The organism is Pseudomonas sp. R4-15, from assembly GCF_055768815.1.
On record NZ_CM147293.1, the window covers coordinates 1,699,595 to 1,717,481 of the forward strand.

The following is a 17,887-nucleotide window of genomic DNA, read 5'->3' on the forward strand; positions in this document are numbered from 1 at the left end:
GACGATGCCGATGACTCAGACACTCCGTGCCTATTGGCAGACGCAACCGGCCGCGAGCCGCCAGCGCCTGCTGGGGGGGGCGTTGCTTGCCACCGTGTTGTCGCTGGTGCTGCTGGGCAAACCCTTGCTCGGTCACTGGCTGGCCTGGCGCGAGGCGGCGCAGGCCTGGCCGGAACTGTGGCGTGAGGCACAGCGGCTGACGCCAAGCCGCGCGCTGACCGCGCAAGCCTGGCAGGACGCCGAGCCCGCGCTGCGGCTCGATGCCAGCCAGGACGAAGCGGGGCTCTGGCGCCTCGTCGGGCAGGCCAAGGATGCGGGGGCGTTGCAGCGCCTGCAGGGCTGGGCGCAGGCGCGCGGCTGGTGGCTGCAGTCCGCGCAGGTGAACGCCGAAGACGGCGGGCTGACCTTCAAGCTGGCCTTCGTTGCCGCACGGGGAGCCGGAGCATGAAGCGCGTGCTGCGAGGCTTGCTGGCGTGTCTGCTGGTGCTGGTGGCGCTGCTCGCCGCGGCGCTCTACTGGCCCGCTGCCGACTGGCTGCCCCGGTTGCTGCCGGCGACGCTGCGCGCCGAGAACATCGAGGGTTCGCTGCTGCAGGGCTCCATCGAACGGCTGTACCTGAACGGCCAGCTTTCCGGACCCTGGCAATGGCAACTGCGTGGTCCGAATCGCCTGCACCTGCGCCTGGGTGACGCGCAGCAGGGCAGTTGGCAGGCGCTGCTTTCCGGCTGGCCCTGGGACTGGCGCATGACGCTTTCCGGGGGCGATCTGATGTGGTTGCAGGGCGGCCAACTGGGTCTGGCCCAGGGGCGTTTCAGTGGCGAATTGCAATTGGCGGGTGATCGCCAGCGCTGCCGTGAGTCTTCAGGTGAACTGCTCGCGCCGCAGGCACGCCTGGCGCTGCCGGCCCTGAGCCTGGGCGAGACCCGTCTGCGCCTGGAGTGCGGCAGCGATACGCCGGTCTACCTCGACCTGCAGCGCCCCGGTCAGCATGACTTGCACTTCGCGCTGAATCCCGAGCGCCGGCGGGGCCACGTCGAGGGTGAGCTGCAGCCGGGCGGCGAGCTGTCCCGCCTGGCCAGCGACTGGGGGCTGATCGCACCGGGGCAGCGACGCATCGAGCAACCGCTGAATTGGTAGGTTGTCGACCACCGTCCCCGGGCGCCGAAGCGTTTGGACCCGGAGTCAGTGCTCGGTTTCGCTCCAACTCCCGAACGGGTCGGGATAACCCAGCCAGGCGGCCTCGCCCTCGGCCATCTCGGCATCGTCGAGCAGGCAGGCATCCAGCTCGCGCTCGAGCCTCGCGAAGTCGATGTCCTGGCCGATGAACACCAGTTCCTGCCGACAGTCGCCGCTCTCCCGGGTCCAGTGGCGGAGGATCTGCGCGACGCTTTCCTCGTCCTGCGGCCATTGCTCGCGGGGTACGAAACGCCACCAGCGTCCGGCGTGGGACACGCGCATCAGACCGCCGGCCTGTGACCAACTGCCGGCTTCGCGGGGTTTGCTGGCCAGCCAGAACCAGCCTTTGGAACGCAGTAGGCGGCCGTTGACCCATTCGCGGGCGAGGAAATCGTGGAAGCGCTGCGGGTGGAACGGCCGCCGCGCCTGGTAGGCCCCCGAGGCGATGCCGTACTCCTCGGTTTCCGGTACGTGCTCGCCGCGCAGTTCCTTCAGCCAGCCTGGCGCCTGGGCGGCCTGCTCGAAGTCGAACAGCCCGGTGTCCAACACCTCGTCCAGCGACACCTGACCCATGACCATCGGCAGCAGGCGCGCGCGCGGGTTGAGCCGGGCGAGAATCGCCAGCAGTTCGTCGCGTCGGGCTGCGGGAATGAGGTCGGTCTTGCTGATGAGGATGACGTCGGCGAACTCCACCTGTTCGATGAGCAGGTCGGTGATCGAGCGATCGTCGTCCTCACCCAGGCTTTCGCCATGGTTCTGCAGGCTGTCGGCGCGCTGGAAGTCGGCGAGGAAGTTGGCGCCGTCGACCACGGTCACCAGGGTGTCCAGGCGTGCCAGGTCGGACAGGCTGCGGCCTTCCTCGTCGCGGAAGGTAAAGGTCTCGGCCACTGGCAGCGGCTCGGCGATGCCGGTGGATTCGATCAGAAGGTAATCGAAGCGTCCGTCGCGGGCGAGTCGGCTGACCTCCTCGAGGAGATCTTCGCGCAGGGTGCAACAGATGCAGCCATTGCTCATCTCCACCAGGCGCTCCTCGCCGCGGCGCAGGTCGACGCCGCGCTGGACGTCGTCGCCGTCGATGTTGATCTCGCTCATGTCGTTGACGATGACCGCTACCCGGCGGCCTTCGCGGTTCTTCAGTACGTGGTTGAGCAGGGTGCTCTTGCCGGCGCCGAGGAAGCCGGAGAGTACGGTGACGGGAAGTCGCTTATCCATGGTGGGCCTCAGGCGTCGCGGGAGTACAAGGCGCAGCCGGGCGTTGCGGCTGGCGCGGATTTCTAGGGTTCTGCTGGAGGCTGCGAGGCAATCTCCGTATAGTGTTATAACGTAACACTTTTGAGGGAAGATATGAACGCCAGAATGCTCCCCGACATCACCCGCAGCTCCCAGGCGAGCGACGCGGTCGCGCTGGACTGGGTCGGTATGCGCAATATCGCGCTGCCGCTGTGCCTGGCCGGTCGTCCGTTGCTGGCGCAGTTGGATGCGGGCGTCAGCCTGGATGACGACAAGGCGCGTGGCATCCACATGTCGCGTCTCTATCTCGGGCTCGAGTCGCTGTGCGATAGCGAGTTGACCCCTGCCGCCGTGCGCGGCGTGCTGGAAGGGTTCCTGCGCAGCCATGCGGGGCTTTCCACGCGGGCCAATCTGGAAGTGCGTGGTGAGCTGGGGTTGCAGCGGCCGGCCTTGATCAGCCCGTTGTCCGGCTGGAAGGGTTATCCGTTCGCGGTGGCGGCGACGCTCGACGCACAGCGGCTTTCCCTGCGGCTACGCCTGGAACTGGATTATTCCTCGACCTGCCCGTGTTCGGCGGCGTTGTCCCGCGAGTTGGTGCGCGAGCGCTTCACCGAGGTATTCGCCGCACGGCCGCTGTCCCACGAGGCGGTCGCCGACTGGCTCGCCCAGGAGGGCGGCACTTACGCTACGCCACATAGCCAGCGCAGCCGCGCGACCCTGGAGTTGCGCCTGTCGCCAGGCCTCGCGGCGTTTCCCGTCGAGGCCTTGCTGAGTGTCGCCGAGCAGGCGCTGGGTACTCCGGTGCAGACGGCGGTGAAGCGCGCCGACGAGCAGGCATTCGCACGTATCAACGGTGCCAACACGATGTTCTGCGAAGACGCCGCACGCCGGCTGCACCGGGCGCTGCTGGGACAGCCGGGCGTCGAAGGCTTTCGCCTGCAGGTGGTTCACCAGGAAAGCCTGCACGCCCACGATGCGGTGGCGTGCAGCCGTTGGCAGTGGTGAGGACCTCGGTCGTTTCGCTCGCGCAGCGTTGAACGAGACGACCAGGGTTTTCTAGAAATACTTCAGCCAGGTGATGTCGCGACGGCGTTGCTTGAGTCGTGCGAAGGCGCGTGTAGGTAGGAACAACGCTCCCCCCAGCAGGACGGCGCAGGCCCAGATGCCAAGCAGCCCATCGAAGCCGAAATACGCTCCCTGGTTTAGACCGAAGGCCGCGACCGCCAGCAGGTAGAGCGCCTTGAGCAGCAGCAGATGCAGCACGTAGAAGAACATGGGCGCGCTGCCATAGAGGGCGAGCGCGCCCATCGCGCGGTTCGCTTGTAGGTGTTCGAACCCGGCCAGCAGCAGCAGACTAAGGCCCACGGTCGGCATCAGGAACAGTAGCGACGGTGGGTATTTGGTCAGCGAGAGGAAGCTCATCAGGGTTCTCAGGGCGTTGTCCTGCATGTGCCAGGGCTGGTCGCCGTAGACGTTCAGCCAGCGGATGGCGATGAAACCGAGCAGCAGACTTACCCCCCAGACGAGCAAGCGACGCAGGCGCCAGGTCGGCTGCACGCTGCGGGCGAACCAGGGGCCGGCCACGTAACCCAGAGCGATCAGTCCGATCCACGGCAGGACTGGATAGCTGACGCGTGCGCGGGTGAACTCGCTGAGCTCGATGAAGGCGCGCTGATGGAGGATCGACCAGGGTACGAAGAACGCTGAGTCGGGACCCAGTGCGATGCCGTCGAGCAGGTTATGTCCGGCGACGATCAGGAATCCGACGGCTGCCAGCCAGGCGCGCGGCAGGTGAATCAGTCCTGCCAGGATGATCATGGACAGACCGATGGCCCAGATCACCTGCAACCACAGGGTCGGAGGCAGCAGGGTCGCATTCCAGGCGAAGTTCACCAGCGTCAGTTCGAGAAAGACCAGGAATAGGCCGCGCTGGAACAGGAAGCGGGAGACCTCCGAGGGGCTGTGGGATTGCCCGTAGAGCCAGGCGGAAAGGCCGGTGAGGAAAACGAAGACCGGCGCACAGAGCATGCTGCTGATGCGCGTGAAGAACAGCTCCGGCGAGGTATTCAGCGGATCCATCGGATCGCCGACCTGGGCGTGCAGGAAAAAGGTCTCGCGCACGTGGTCGACCAGCATGAACAACATCACCAGTCCACGTAGGGCATCGATGGCGAGCAGGCGGGTTTTGCTCGCGCTAGCTGTGAGCGATTCGGGGTGGCTGGTGAACAGAGGCAGAGGGTGGGGGGCAGCGCTCATGTGTAGCGTCCATCTATGCGGCGGGACCGTTATGTTATTTCATTTTTGGGGGCAGGGATCAGCGTGCCCAGGCCCATCAGGCGTTTTCCGCACGAGCGCAGGCGGCGCGAGGCCCGGCGCCTCTCCGGGGCTTATTACCAATTGTTTCTGTGAGTGAGAGTTTCTATTTGTTATGTAATATTGTATCAATTACGGAGTGCCTTGCGCTTCTCTCCGATAATCAACCACTTACCGAACTGCGGGTTCCTGCCTTGAAGCTTTCCACTGCCAATTTCGTGACTCTTTTGACCCTCGCCGCGCACTCTGCCTATGCCGCCGAATCTGCTAACTCCAGCGTTTCCCTGGGCGCGTTGTACGTCACGCCGGGCGCCAATGGCAGCGGTACTCCGCGCACCGAAAGCGTGCTGACATCGGTCGATGTCATGGGTAGCGACCAGATCGAGGACAAGAACGTCGGTAACAGTTGGGAGCTGCTGGGGCAGATGCCCGGTATCCAACTCACCGAGACGCGCATGGGGGCGGAGTCCGGCAAGGCGACGTTCCGCGCCTTCAATGGCGAGGGCTACATCAACGGCATCAAAACCCTGATCGATGGCATTCCGAGCAATGTGAACAGCGGCAACCAGCGCTTCATCGACATGATCTTCCCGTTGGAGCTGGATTACATCGAGGTGGTACGGGGGACCAACGACCCGCGTTACGGCCTGCACAACATCGGTGGCAACATCAATTTCGTCACGCGTCAGGGCGGTAACTACAAGGATGCGCGACTGACCTACGGGAGCTTCGATACCCGTGAGCTCCAGTTGGCCGTGGGCCACGAGGAAGGCCGCTTCGCGCAGAACTACTTCGTCGCCAAGCAGGACTCCGAGGGCTTTCGCGATCACAGCGAATCCAACAAGTATTCCTTGGGTGGCAAGTGGTTCTTCAGCGATGACGACGCGCGCATGAAGATTGGCCTGGTCGCACGGCTCTACCATCACCAGGCCGAAGAGCCAGGCTTTCTGACCGCCGAGCAACTGTCTGCCAGTCGCAGCCAGTCGCCGGAGAAGAACGCCAACGATGGCGACGACCGAGACATGAAGCAGCTCGCACTGCATGCGGACTTCCAGCTCCGTGACGACCTGAGCCTGAGTAACAAGCTGTACTACAACAGCTACGACGACGACCGTCGGGTGACTTTCACCGACTATGACGTAGGCAATGCACCCCGTCAGCGTCGTCAGTGGGAAGAACGCCAGACCGGCGTGCTGAGCAATCTGACGTGGCACGCCCATGAGGCCCTGACCCTCGACGGTGGGGTCAACTACGAGCAGCAGGACAACCAGTACCGTCGCTACCGCTACGACTACAGCGTGCCAACCGACTTCGACGCAACGCCTGCGCGGGTGCAGAACGACGACAGCTATACCCTGTACAACACCGGCGTCTACGTGCAGGCCATCATCCAGGCTACCGATAGGCTGAAGATCATCCCCGCTTACCGGGTTGACCAGTTTTCCGGCAACACCGAGTTGCAGGGCGGTGTGCGGGCCGAACTGCAGGACTACGGATGGATCAAGCAGCCCAAGCTCAGCGTGGTCTACAGCCTCACGCCGGACATCAACCTGTATGCCAACTGGGGGCGTACCTTCCAGATTCTCACCGGCTCAACGGCGCCGGCCTATCTCACCGCCGGCCAGGTCTCCTTCGATCCATCGATCAATACCGGCAAGGAGCTTGGGGTGAAGTTCAAGCCGTTCGCTGGCAGCGAAGCGCGCATCGCCGTCTGGCAGCAGGACGCTACCGACGAGGTGGCCAACATGCCGAGTACGGGCACCACGGTAGGCCTGGGCAAGACCCGCCGCCGCGGTGTCGATCTGCAGCTCAATGCACAGTTGACCGATCAGCTCAGCGTCTGGGCCTCGCATGCCTATCAGGAAGCCAAGGTAGTCAGCGCATACTCCGCTGGCGGTGCGTCGCTCAAGGGCAACGAGGTCTTCTCGACGCCGCGCTACATCAGCAATCTGGGTGCGGATTACCAATTCAACGATGCCTGGCGTTTCGGCTTGCAGGCCCGAGCGCAAGGCGACTACTACATCGACGAGTTGAACGAGCAAGGCAAGTACGGCGGCTTCGCCGTTCTCGACGTCAGCGCGCGCTATCAGGTGAACGACACGACCAGCGTTGGCCTGCAGGTGAAAAACCTGACCGACTACGACTACGAGTACGTCTGGTACGACAACTTCTTCTGGGGAGGCGACGACCAGCCCATGTTCTCCCCGGCACCGGGCCGGGCCGCCTACCTGTCGCTGGACATGAAGCTCTGAGGTTCCAGGTATGCGGAACATGAGTAATTTTCTCTGCGATCTTTAAATCAATGAGTTTGTCTCATTCTTGAGGGCCGTCGAGAATGTGCGCCGTCAATGTCTTATACGGAGCACTGCCATGGCCCTGGCCCACAACCTAGGCTTCCCGCGTATTGGTCGGGATCGCGAACTGAAGAAGGCCCAGGAAGCCTTCTGGAAAGGCGAGCTAGACGAAGCCGGCCTGCGCGCTGTCGGCAGGTCGCTGCGCGCCGCCCACTGGCAGGCACAGAAAGAGGCCGGGATCGAGTTGCTGCCGGTCGGCGACTTCGCCTGGTACGACCAGGTGCTGACCCATTCGCTGACCTTTGGCGTGATCCCCGCTCGCTTCGCCCCGGCCAAGGGCGCCAAGCCTACATTGGACACGCTCTTCGCCATGGCCCGGGGCGTCAGCGACAGCTGCTGTGGCGGCGCCCACGCGCAGGAAATGACCAAGTGGTTCGATACCAACTACCACTACCTGGTCCCCGAGTTCACGGTCGACCAGTCGTTCGCGCTGAGCTGGGAGCAGCTCTTCGAGGAGGTCGAGGAAGCCCGCGCGCTGGGGCATGTGGTCAAGCCGGTGCTGATCGGCCCGCTCACCTATCTCTGGCTGGGCAAGACCAAGGGCACCGAGTTCGACAAGCTGCAACTGCTCGACCGCCTGCTGCCGCTGTACGGCGAGATCTTCCGCCGGCTTGCCGAGCAGGGCGTGGAGTGGGTGCAGATCGACGAGCCGATTCTCGTGCTGGACCTGCCGCAGGACTGGAAGAATGCCTTCGAGCGTGCCTACCACCTGCTGCAGAGCGAGCCGCTGAAGAAACTGGTGGCGACCTATTTCGGCGGCCTGGAGGACAACCTCGGCCTGGCCGCCGGCTTGCCGGTGGACGGTCTGCACATCGATCTGGTGCGCGCTCCCGAGCAATACCCGACGATTCTCGACCGCCTGCCGGCTTACAAGGTGCTTTCCCTCGGACTGGTCAATGGCCGCAACGTCTGGCGTTGTGACCTGGAGAAGGCGCTGGAGGTACTGCGTCACGCCCAGGAGCGTCTCGGCGAGCGCCTGTGGGTCGCACCGTCCTGCTCGTTATTGCACAGCCCGGTGGACCTCGAGCGTGAGGACCAGCTCGATGCCGAGCTCAAGAGCTGGCTGGCGTTCGCCGTGCAGAAATGCGCCGAGGTCGCCATTCTGGCGCGTGCCGTCGATGCCCCGCAGGCGCCCGAAGTGCTCGCCGCGCTGCAGCAAAGCCGTGCCGTGCAGGCCAGCCGCGCCGCCTCGCCGCGTATCCACAAGCCGCAGGTGCAGGCACGCCTCGCCGCGGTCGTCCCGGCCGACAGCCAGCGCCATTCGGTGTTTGCCGAACGCATCGCCAAGCAACGCGCCGGACTCGACCTGCCTGCCTATCCAACCACCACCATCGGCTCCTTCCCGCAGACTTCGGCCATCCGCCATGCGCGTCAGGCCTTCAAGCAGGGCAAGCTGGCTGAAGCCGACTACGTCGAGGCCATGCGCGGCGAGATTCGCCACGCGGTGAAGCTCCAGGAGGAACTGGGCCTGGACGTGCTGGTACACGGCGAGGCCGAGCGCAACGACATGGTGGAATACTTCGCCGAACAGCTCGATGGCTACCTCTTCACTCGCTTCGGCTGGGTGCAGAGCTACGGTTCGCGCTGCGTAAAGCCGGCGATCATCTACGGTGACCTGAGCCGCCCGCGGGCGATGACCGTCGAGTGGATTCGCTATGCCCAGAGCCAGACCCGCAAGGTCATGAAGGGCATGCTGACCGGTCCGGTGACCATGCTGATGTGGTCCTTCCCGCGTGAGGATCTGTCCCGCGAGGTTCAGGCCCGTCAACTGGCGCTGGCCATCCGCGACGAGGTGGTCGACCTGGAGGCCGCCGGCATCAAGATCATCCAGATCGACGAGGCGGCCTTCCGCGAAGGCCTGCCCTTGCGACATGCACAATGGCCGCATTACCTGGAGTGGGCCACCGAAGCCTTCCGCCTGACCGCCAGCGGTGTGCGTGACGAAACCCAGATCCACACCCACATGTGCTACAGCGAGTTCAACGACGTGATCGAGTCGATCGCCGCGATGGATGCGGACGTGATCACCATCGAGACCTCGCGCTCGGACATGGAACTGCTGGAGGCCTTCGAGCGCTTCGCCTATCCCAACGAGATCGGTCCGGGGGTATACGACATCCACTCCCCGCGTGTGCCGGGTCGCGAGGAAATGGTCAAGCTGCTGCGCAAGGCGGCGCAACGCATCCCCGCCGAGCGTCTGTGGGTCAACCCGGACTGCGGCCTGAAGACCCGCGCCTGGCCGGAGACCGAAGCCGCGTTGGTGAACATGGTCGCTGCTGCCCGCGAGCTGCGCGCACAGGCGTGAGCCGCTTGCCGCGCGGGGCGCTTGCGTCTCGCGCGGCCTGGCCACGGGCCGGCGGATAGCAGAGGATTTCCTACGCAAATGCCTGGATAATGCGCGCAAACGTTCTTTGCCGGTCAGGGTGGTTCTGCGTGGAAATCAAGGTCAACTTTCTCGACAACCTGCGTCTTGAAGCCTGCTTCGACGACTTCAGGGTGATCGCCGACCAGCCCATTCGCTACAAGGGCGATGGCTCGGCGCCGGGGCCGTTCGACTACTTCCTGGCGTCCTCCGCGCTGTGCGCGGCCTACTTCGTCAAGCTTTACTGCCAGACCCGCGACATCCCCACCGACAACATCCGCCTGTCGCAGAACAACATCGTCGACCCGGAGAACCGCTACGCGCAGATCTTCAAGATCCAGGTCGAGCTGCCGGCGGACATCTCCGAGAAGGACCGCCTCGGCATCCTGCGCTCCATCGACCGCTGCACGGTGAAGAAGGTGGTGCAGCAGGGACCGGAATTCATCATCGAGGAAGTGGAAAACCTCGATGCCGACGCCCAGGCCCTGTTGCTGCCGGTGTCCGATGCCAGCACGCGAATTCCCGGCAAGGACCTGCCGCTGGAGCAGACCATCGCGCAGATGTCCGGCATCCTCGCCGAGCTGGGCATGAAGATCGAGATCGCCTCCTGGCGCAACATCGTGCCCAACGTCTGGTCGTTGCACATCCGCGACGCCGCCTCGCCGCTGTGCTTCACCAACGGCAAGGGCGCGAGCAAGGAGGCCGCGCTGGCCTCCGCGCTGGGCGAGTTCATCGAACGGCTGAACTGCAACTTCTTCTACAACGACCAGTTCTGGGGCGAGGAGATCGCCGCCGCCGAGTTCGTCCATTACCCGGACGAGCGCTGGTTCAAGCCAGGCCCGAAGGATGCCTTGCCGGCGGAGATTCTCGACGAGCACTGTCGCGCCATCTACGACCCGGAAGGCGAGCTGCGCGGCTCGCACCTCTACGACACCAACTCCGGCAACAAGGCCCGTGGCATCTGCTCGCTACCCTTCGTGCGCCAGTCCGACGGCGAGACGGTGTACTTCCCGTCGAACCTGATCGAGAACCTGTTCCTCAGCAACGGCATGAGCGCCGGCAACACCCTGGCCGAGGCGCAGGTGCAGTGCCTGTCGGAGATCTTCGAGCGCGCCGTGAAGCGCGAGATCCTCGAAGGCGAGCTGTGCCTGCCGGACGTACCGCCAGCGGTGCTGGACCAGTACCCGTCGATCGTCGCCGGCATCCAGGGGCTGGAGGCGCAAGGCTTCCCGGTGCTGGTCAAGGACGCCTCCCTGGGCGGCGAATTCCCGGTGATGTGCGTGACCCTGATGAACCCGCGCACCGGCGGCGTGTTCGCCTCCTTCGGCGCTCATCCGAGCCTCGAAGTGGCGCTGGAGCGCAGCCTTACCGAGTTGCTCCAGGGGCGCAGCTTCGAGGGGCTCAACGATCTGCCGCAGCCGACCTTCGAAAGCCAGGCGCTGATGGAGCCGAACAACTTCGTCGAGCATTTCATCGACTCCAGCGGGCTGGTCTCCTGGCGTTTCTTCAGCGCCAAGGCCGACTTCGAGTTCGTCGAGTGGGATTTTTCCGGCCAGGGCGCGGATTCCAACGCCGAGGAGGCCGCCACCTTGTTCGGCATCCTCGAAGACCTCGGCAAGGAGGTCTACGTGGCCACCTACGACGACCTCGGCGCGCCCGCCTGCCGGATTCTGGTGCCGGGTTACTCCGAGATCTATCCGGTCGAGGACCTCATCTGGGACAACACCAACAAGGCGCTGCTGTTCCGCAAGGACATCCTCGAACTGCACAGCCTCGACGACCGTGGCCTGAAGTCCCTGCTGCGCAACCTGGAGAACAGCGAGCTCGACGACTACGGCGACATCGCCACGCTGATCGGCATCGAGTTCGACGACAACACCGCGTGGGGCCAGCTCACCGTGCTGGAACTCAAACTGCTGATCAACCTCGCCCTCAAACGCTACGACGACGCCAAGGAATGGGTCGAGGCCTTCCTCCAGTACAACGACAACAGCCTGGAGCGCGGCCTGTTCTATCAGGCGCTGAACGCCGCCCTGGAAGTCCAACGGGACGACGACCTGGAAATGGCCGACTTCGAGGTCAACTTCCGCCGAATGTTCGGTGACTCGCGCATGGATGCGGTGCTCGGCTCGCTGGAAGGCAGCGTGCGCTTCCACGGCCTGACCCCGACCAGCATGAAGCTCGAAGGGCTCGACCGGCACCTGCGCCTGATCGACAGCTACAAGAAGCTGCACGCGGCGCGCGCGCGCAACGTGACGGGCGCGTAGGGCAAAGAAAAGCCCGCGGGGATCGAGCGATCCGCGCGGGCTTTTTCGTGTCGCCGAAGAACTCAGACGTTATCCACTAAGTCAGGCCTGAGGCGGCCACCAGTCCTGAGGGAGTTTCAATATCTGAAAATTATGTACCCGGTTTTGTACCCGGTTTTGTGCTTCGTGCCTGCTTCAGTGCGAGGTGAGATGATTAGCGCTCGTCATGCCCTCGGTCAGTTGTCACTGCGTCTCTGAAGGCAATGTAGGCTAGCTTGTCCTTTAGGTCTTTCATTTTGGACTCCACAAGCTTCGACACATCCTCATCGCTTGCGGTGGGTGGCGTTTCGTCAGGCCACATTAGCTCCCATTGAACTAAAAGCCTCAGATACCGCTCGGCGTATTTCAACGCCTCGTCCCGTTGAGCGGTCATGGTCGCAACTGCCTGGGCTGCGTTCTTTTGCTCGCGCGCGACTGATTCCTTGAGCTGCTTTTTGTAATCCCTCTCGGCCTCGGCGGCCAGTCCTTCTCTTTCTATGAGCGCTGTGATTACAGCTGTCTCGTCAGTGTTATTTCGCTTTGCGATTGAGTCCAGCTTGGAAAGGGTTTGTTTGCTGAGGGTGAATGTTCGAGGTTTTCGGCCATTGCTGTCAGAGCGGTAGCGACGCTGCCGTATAGCTCCCTGCAGTCTTATGACCAGGTCCAGCCTGTCCTCTTGGATCTGCCTGATAGCAGCAACGACGTTCTCGTAGGTCGAAAACCGGGTAAACGCATCGCCCTTGAGCCTCCTCATGTACTCGGCATCGAGCCGGTGCCTGAGGTAATCGGCTGCCCATTCCCACTCACCATCCTGCTTGCGCAGCCACTTCAGTGGTTTCTCATTTTCTGACATCTCATCCTCCAGGCGGGCCATTTGGGCTATGAGCCAAAGCCAATCCTTCGGGAAAGATTTATACCGTTACTGTTTCGTTACGCAACCGTTATCAGCTTTGACACTGATATGTGAGTAAAACGTTACGTGTTGTTATATGAGTCGTTACTGTAACTAAGGTATCGTAGATATAGGGTATATTTACGAGTTAAAAATTGGAGGTTATATGCTTGCTAGGATTCTTGATGCGAAGCTAAGGGCAGGTGATCCAGATGCTAAATTTTTGCTCATTGCATTCTGGGAGCACTATGGCGCGGTGACGCCTAAGCCTCGTTCGCAGAAGCAATTGGCTGAAGACCTGCGGCTTCCGGTGCAAGCCGTTTCAAAAGCGGTTGCCCAACTGGTTGATGTGGGGGTACTGCGAGTCGTTACTCAGCCCGAAGGGAAGGGGCGGCCAAGGTGTACCTACGAGATGAGCAAAGCTATCCAGTCGGCTCTGCGGGATGTTGAGGAAAGGACGCTGAACCACCCCGGTTTGGTCAAGCATGTCTTGGGTGGCGAGCGCATCAGGGCCATCTGGTCTGGCTGGAAGGACGATGCGCCGACTGCGAAGGAGCTCAACACACGCTCGCGAGACGAGAAGCGAGTTGCTCCAGTGCGACAGGGGAAGCTCAGCTTGGCGAATCGTTTGCTGCTCATGATATTGCTAAGCCATGCAGATCCGTTTGGGGTTGCCAGGGGGCTGAGTAGCAAGGAGCTCTGCTTGCTGACGGGAATGGATGCGGCCTCTCTTAAGCAGCGCTTGCGCAGGCTTACGGAGCTGGGATTCATTCGTAGACACATACCTGGGTTGGCGAGTCCGATTTTCGCTGAGAAGCTCAGGAGCGTTTATTGGCTTAATCTGAACCACCTTCAGCTTTCACCTGCTGACGACGTTGTTTCCGTCGTGGTGCATGAGAAGGCCGCCGATCAAGACATCGACTACAAGTTTTTGGCTGGCGTCAGACTTGATCGCAACTCCTTCCTAAGGCGAGGGGAATACTTGGCACCTCGCAGCGTGGTTCGTCTCTTCAGGCGAGCGCCAGATCATGCGTTTGATCAGCTTGAGCTTTTTATTTGTGACTGCGTATTGGGCTTTCTGTCGCGCCACTGGGTTCAGGCTGATTCCGCCGGATGGGGAAAGGTGCGCGGTGTGGACTCGACGGTGAAGGAGCAAGTGGCGGCATTCTTTCGACTGCCGATGCTTGATCCCAAAGACAAAGCGATTCTGGACCACGAGGAGATTTTCGACTTCCTCCACCACCAAGTCCTTGAGCTGGCCAGAGAGGTGGTCCAACGTTTTTCGCAGGTATCCAGCATTGATCTGGCCAGGGTTAGCTACAGCTTGGTCCCGGCGCATGTGTCGACTGGCCACCGTTGCATCGCTCTGTTGACTGAAAGAGCCTCGGACGAAGGTCTGGCCAAGCATTGGATGGTCACCAAGGGGTGCGATGATCCTGTGGTGAAAAGCGTGTTGAGGGAGGTGGATATTCCGCTGGAGCTGCGCGAAAAGTCAGGGTTGCTCACGCCGGCACGGGCTGCTGGGTAACAGGCAGTTTTTTTATACGGCCCTCGCAAATCCTCTGGGACAAACAGAGGAGCCCTATTCATGCGAATTCTCCGCTTGCAAGATGTGATAATCGCTACCGGCCTATCTAGGTCGACGATCTACAAATACATCTCGGATAACACGTTTCCGAAGCCGGTATCGCTGGGCGACCGCTGCGTCGGCTGGGTCGATAGCGAGGTGCACGACTGGATCCTGGCCCGGATCGAGGAGCGTGACCAAGCTGAGGGAGCGTCCACGCGTCCCATCGGCCATCTGAGCATGGCCAGCTAGAACCGCCACCTGCGCCATGATCGGCTTCGGCTGGTCATGGCGCTTATGCCGACTCGAACAGCTTTGGGCTCTCAGCTAACTCTCCCAAAGCGCAATGCGGCAAATCTCTCGACAGGCTCGGCAATGTTGCTCCCCATTGCCCGGCCTGATCGGGACGGTCGGTTATGGGCGGGGCTGCATCTATTGATATAGCTAATAGCTATTAACTACCAACTCTTACTATCCATCACTACCCATCACCACTGACTACACCGGAGGGAAAGAAGACCAGTAAAAAGAAACACATCACGTACCTGGTATGCACCAAAAACCAACCAGGTACTCAGCCATGAACAACCGCAAGCTCAACACCCACCTATCCCAGTCCGACATAGCCCTGCAGATCGAGTCACTCGTCCAGGCTATCGAGCGCAGCGATACACCCGCATTCCGGATCACGCACAAACGGTCAGGCTATGAGCAGGTCGAGCAGACCAGACTCTCCCGGTACTTCACCAACGTCCAGCAGATGTACAACCTGTTCGATGATCGAGTGCCGTACGACTATAGCGAGCACCTGTTAGCGTTCCGGGAAGCCTGTGACGACATCGGTCTTCAGCGTTCACCCAATGGTCCTGTCTGCATGAGCGAGACGGAGACGTACTGGCTCAGTCATCACCAGAGCATGAACGTCCTGACCGCACGGATCCGTGAACTGACACGAGAGCAGTGGTATCGGCGTAGGAAGTGGGACCGGCAGCAGTTGGCCAAGCAGCAGGATAGGGAAATCACCGAGTACACGGATGCGATGATGAGCCGATACTCGCGTACCGCGATCATCAGGTTGAACCTGTACTACTGGTCTGAGGCACAAGCCAGGCTACGTATCGAACAAGTGTTCAATCACTTGGATGCCCTGATTACCAAGCACCACCGCCATCCGATCTTCGAGCATCTTATCGGATACATCTACGCCGTTGAGCAGGGGGATCGAAATGACGGCAGGGGTTACCACATCCATGCAGCCTACTTCTTCAATGGCAACATAGTGTGCCGGGATGTCTGTAAGGCAACTAGGATTGGCAAGCTGTGGGAGGAGATCACTCGTCGTCAGGGCTATGCCCACAGCTGCAACCATGATAAGGAACAGTACGGCGACAAGCTAGGCATCGGCCAGATCCATAGGGAGGATCAGTCGAAGCGGCCTAATACCCACGAGGCAATGAGGTACCTGGTCAAGGACGATCAGCACCTGCGCTTGAAGCCTGCGGGGGCTCGCTGTCTGCGCAAGGGGACTCTTAGTCGTTCTCGTCGGTGATGGTTCGGTGCTGCTTGCTGAGCTGGTATGAAAGCTACGGGCCTCGACACCTATGCGTGGTGCCATCAAAATAGCCCTAGTGCCGCTTCCGCTTGATATATCACCCCTCGAAGGTGTTGAACTGGGACGCAAGAATTTTATTCAGCCTTCTCCATTCGGTTCTTGAAATATTGCTGCTAGCCTCAGGGCAACAGTGTCGATTCTACGGTCTGAGTGGCAACGCAGAATATCGTTGAAATGCTCGTCGGTGTTATTGAAGGGATGCCCAGGGGTTAGTTCGAAAGTTTCTCCTCGTGGGTCAGATATATCCCATGATCGGTGGTCCGTGAGCTAGAAGTTGGGCTATTTGCTGGCTGATATAGAGAAAGTGCGTCTGTAAAAAAGCAAAAACCCGGGTCGAACCCGGGTTTTCGGTTGAGTCACTCGGTTGAGTCCTTTTGGGGTATGAATTGAGCAATGCTGCTCTCAGACCGGCGTTGGTTTCTTGGAGGCTTTTTTTGCGAAGCCAGGTTTAATTGGCATCTATATCCAGTGCTCGCTTGTAACTTATCTGATTTTCAATATTAGTAATATAGCTTTCGATATGTGGAAATGCACCGCTAGACTTGAGCAGATTGAGTGCGCCTTTCACTACAAAACCCAGCATGAAGTCTGCTCCTGTGAGTCTGTCTTCGACTAAAAATTTTTTATTATTCAAGTGATTGTTTAGGTATGAAAAAACTTTGTTGAATTCAATTTCTGCATAGTTCTTGAGGAATTTTAGGTCGGTTCCGGATCGTGTTTCGAACTCATTGAATATTTTAAGTAGGAGCGGGAGCATCGCTGAGCTCTCTGAGAAGTGTATCCATTGTAGGTAGTCAATATATTCTGGACTTTTTTCGTTTGGTGCTAGATGGGGGGCGAATTCTTTAATCAAAACTTCTGTAATCGACCCTGACTCCGCAATTATCTTGCCGTCGAGCTCAATAACCGGAGATTTGCCTAGCGGGTGAATGTCCTTCAGGGTTTCGGGGGCCAGATGGGTTTCTTTATCACGCTGATACCGAATGATTTCATATGGTTGGCCTATTTCTTCCAGTAGCCACAGAATACGAAACGACCTAGAATCATTTAGATGGTGGAGTTTTATCATCGTTATTACGCCTTGTAAGTTATCGTGGGAGGGGAGGTGTGCTTTGTATGAGGGATCTCGGCAGGGGGGGGGGCCAGCAACCGGCGATCAAAATTTTATCTGTCACTAAGCGACCAGTCTACTGGCATGGCAAGCTGAGTGCGGCGATGCCCTTTAGGTTCCCTCCGGATCCACTGAGGTCTCTATCCAGCGGCTTTCCTTCTGGGCACGAGCGAAGGGCGGTTTGAAGGTTCCCCGTTAGCTTCAGGTAGGTGCTTCGCCGTACTGCGCCGCCATGAGCTCGCTGTGTGTGGGTTGGTCTGTATACTGTCTGAGTGTCATCAAGAATGGCTAACAATTCTCTCAGAAATTCACTATAGACGACTGGTCTATTTATTGATACATTAATCCGATGAAACTACGTTACGACGATACGCGTCAGCATCTACTCGATACCGGCCACCGCATGATGGTGGTTAAGGGCTTCACTGGTGTGGGCCTTAACGAGATTTTGCAGGCCGCTAACGTGCCGAAAGGCTCGTTTTACCATTATTTTAAGTCCAAAGAGCAGTACGGCCAGTCGTTGCTTGAGGATTACTTTCGCAATTATTTGGCGAGCATGGATGAGCGTTTTGCCGTCACGGGCAACACGGCTCGCGAGCGCCTGATGGGGTATTGGCAGAAGTGGCTAGACAGCTACTGCGAGCCCTGCGACGACCAGAAGTGCCTGGTGGTGAAGCTGAGCGCAGAGGTAGCTGATCTTTCGGAGCCCATGCGCCTCACGCTGCGCGATGGTGCAGATCAAATCATTGCGCGGATTTCTGAATGTATTGAGCAGGGGCAGCGAGACGGTTCTCTGGCAATGGGCGATGCTTTCCACACTGCGACGGCCCTTTACCAGTTGTGGCTCGGTGCGAGTCTGCTGAGCAAGCTACACCGTAATAGTCGGCCGCTGGAAAACGCCATGGCCACAACTCAGACCATTCTGACCTCTGACAACATCTGATGGCGCGGTTGCCCACCTGTTGGTGGGCATTTTTTTCACTGA

General features: G+C 60.4%; 14 protein-coding genes. 10 read left to right on the top strand and 4 right to left on the bottom strand.

Translation table 11 applies throughout. The features are described 5' to 3' along the window. Positions 1-10: 10 nt before the first annotated feature. Positions 11-448 (top strand): hypothetical protein, encoded by a 438-nt coding sequence (locus ACYRGX_RS08030; RefSeq protein ID WP_473056077.1) that lies wholly within the window; start codon positions 11-13, stop codon positions 446-448. Further along, entirely contained in the window at positions 445-1,137 is a 693-nt protein-coding gene (gspN, locus tag ACYRGX_RS08035; RefSeq protein WP_473056078.1) for a type II secretion system protein N, read from the top strand. Before ACYRGX_RS08030 ends, gspN begins: the two co-directional genes overlap by 4 nt. Positions 1,138-1,182: 45 nt before the next feature. Here gspN and zigA read toward each other — a convergent pair whose 3' ends face one another. Then, positions 1,183-2,388: a zinc metallochaperone GTPase ZigA gene (gene zigA, locus ACYRGX_RS08040; RefSeq protein WP_473056079.1), complete on the bottom strand. Its 1,206-nt coding sequence runs from the start codon at positions 2,386-2,388 to the stop codon at positions 1,183-1,185. 132 nt (positions 2,389-2,520) lie between these two features. Between zigA and folE2 the strand changes: the two genes are divergently transcribed. Then, positions 2,521-3,411 carry a GTP cyclohydrolase FolE2 gene (gene folE2 / locus ACYRGX_RS08045; protein ID WP_473056080.1) on the top strand — a complete coding sequence of 297 codons (891 nt, stop codon included), beginning with the start codon at positions 2,521-2,523 and terminating at the stop codon, positions 3,409-3,411. Positions 3,412-3,462: 51 nt separating this feature from the next. On the opposite strand, the gene ACYRGX_RS08050 is transcribed toward folE2, so the two are convergent. Further along, positions 3,463-4,662, bottom strand: coding sequence for an acetyltransferase domain-containing protein (locus ACYRGX_RS08050; protein ID WP_473056081.1), 1,200 nt, complete (start codon positions 4,660-4,662; stop codon positions 3,463-3,465). A gap of 251 nt (positions 4,663-4,913) precedes the next feature. On the opposite strand from ACYRGX_RS08050, the gene ACYRGX_RS08055 reads away from it, so the two are divergent. The 3 genes from ACYRGX_RS08055 to ACYRGX_RS08065 all read left to right on the top strand — a co-directional run bounded on the left by ACYRGX_RS08055 (position 4,914) and on the right by ACYRGX_RS08065 (position 11,702). After that, entirely contained in the window at positions 4,914-6,971 is a 2,058-nt protein-coding gene (locus tag ACYRGX_RS08055; protein ID WP_473056082.1) for a TonB-dependent receptor, read from the top strand. A gap of 118 nt (positions 6,972-7,089) precedes the next feature. After that, entirely contained in the window at positions 7,090-9,378 is a 2,289-nt protein-coding gene (gene metE / locus ACYRGX_RS08060; RefSeq protein ID WP_473056083.1) for a 5-methyltetrahydropteroyltriglutamate--homocysteine S-methyltransferase, read from the top strand. A gap of 128 nt (positions 9,379-9,506) precedes the next feature. After that, positions 9,507-11,702, top strand: a complete 2,196-nt coding sequence (locus ACYRGX_RS08065; RefSeq protein WP_473056084.1) for an OsmC domain/YcaO domain-containing protein — start codon at positions 9,507-9,509, stop codon at positions 11,700-11,702. 193 nt (positions 11,703-11,895) lie between these two features. On the opposite strand, the gene ACYRGX_RS08070 is transcribed toward ACYRGX_RS08065, so the two are convergent. After that, positions 11,896-12,573 (bottom strand): hypothetical protein, encoded by a 678-nt coding sequence (locus tag ACYRGX_RS08070; RefSeq protein ID WP_181005340.1) that lies wholly within the window; start codon positions 12,571-12,573, stop codon positions 11,896-11,898. 205 nt (positions 12,574-12,778) lie between these two features. On the opposite strand from ACYRGX_RS08070, the gene ACYRGX_RS08075 reads away from it, so the two are divergent. The 3 genes from ACYRGX_RS08075 (at position 12,779) to ACYRGX_RS08085 (ending at position 15,728) form a co-directional block, all read left to right on the top strand. Further along, the gene (locus tag ACYRGX_RS08075) at positions 12,779-14,140 is read left to right on the top strand and encodes a hypothetical protein (protein ID WP_103463266.1); all 1,362 of its coding nucleotides are present in this window, start codon (positions 12,779-12,781) and stop codon (positions 14,138-14,140) included. Between the two features lie 60 nt (positions 14,141-14,200). Then, positions 14,201-14,431 (top strand): helix-turn-helix transcriptional regulator, encoded by a 231-nt coding sequence (locus tag ACYRGX_RS08080; RefSeq protein WP_103463265.1) that lies wholly within the window; start codon positions 14,201-14,203, stop codon positions 14,429-14,431. 328 nt (positions 14,432-14,759) lie between these two features. Then, positions 14,760-15,728 (top strand): YagK/YfjJ domain-containing protein, encoded by a 969-nt coding sequence (locus ACYRGX_RS08085; RefSeq protein WP_103463264.1) that lies wholly within the window; start codon positions 14,760-14,762, stop codon positions 15,726-15,728. A 511-nt stretch (positions 15,729-16,239) separates the two neighbouring features. On the opposite strand, the gene ACYRGX_RS08090 is transcribed toward ACYRGX_RS08085, so the two are convergent. Beyond that, positions 16,240-16,860 (bottom strand): glutathione S-transferase family protein, encoded by a 621-nt coding sequence (locus tag ACYRGX_RS08090; RefSeq protein WP_010487132.1) that lies wholly within the window; start codon positions 16,858-16,860, stop codon positions 16,240-16,242. A 391-nt stretch (positions 16,861-17,251) separates the two neighbouring features. On the opposite strand from ACYRGX_RS08090, the gene ACYRGX_RS08095 reads away from it, so the two are divergent. Further along, complete coding sequence (locus tag ACYRGX_RS08095; protein WP_010953412.1) at positions 17,252-17,845, top strand: TetR/AcrR family transcriptional regulator; 594 nt, start codon at positions 17,252-17,254, stop codon at positions 17,843-17,845. The last annotated feature ends 42 nt before the right edge of the window (positions 17,846-17,887 follow it).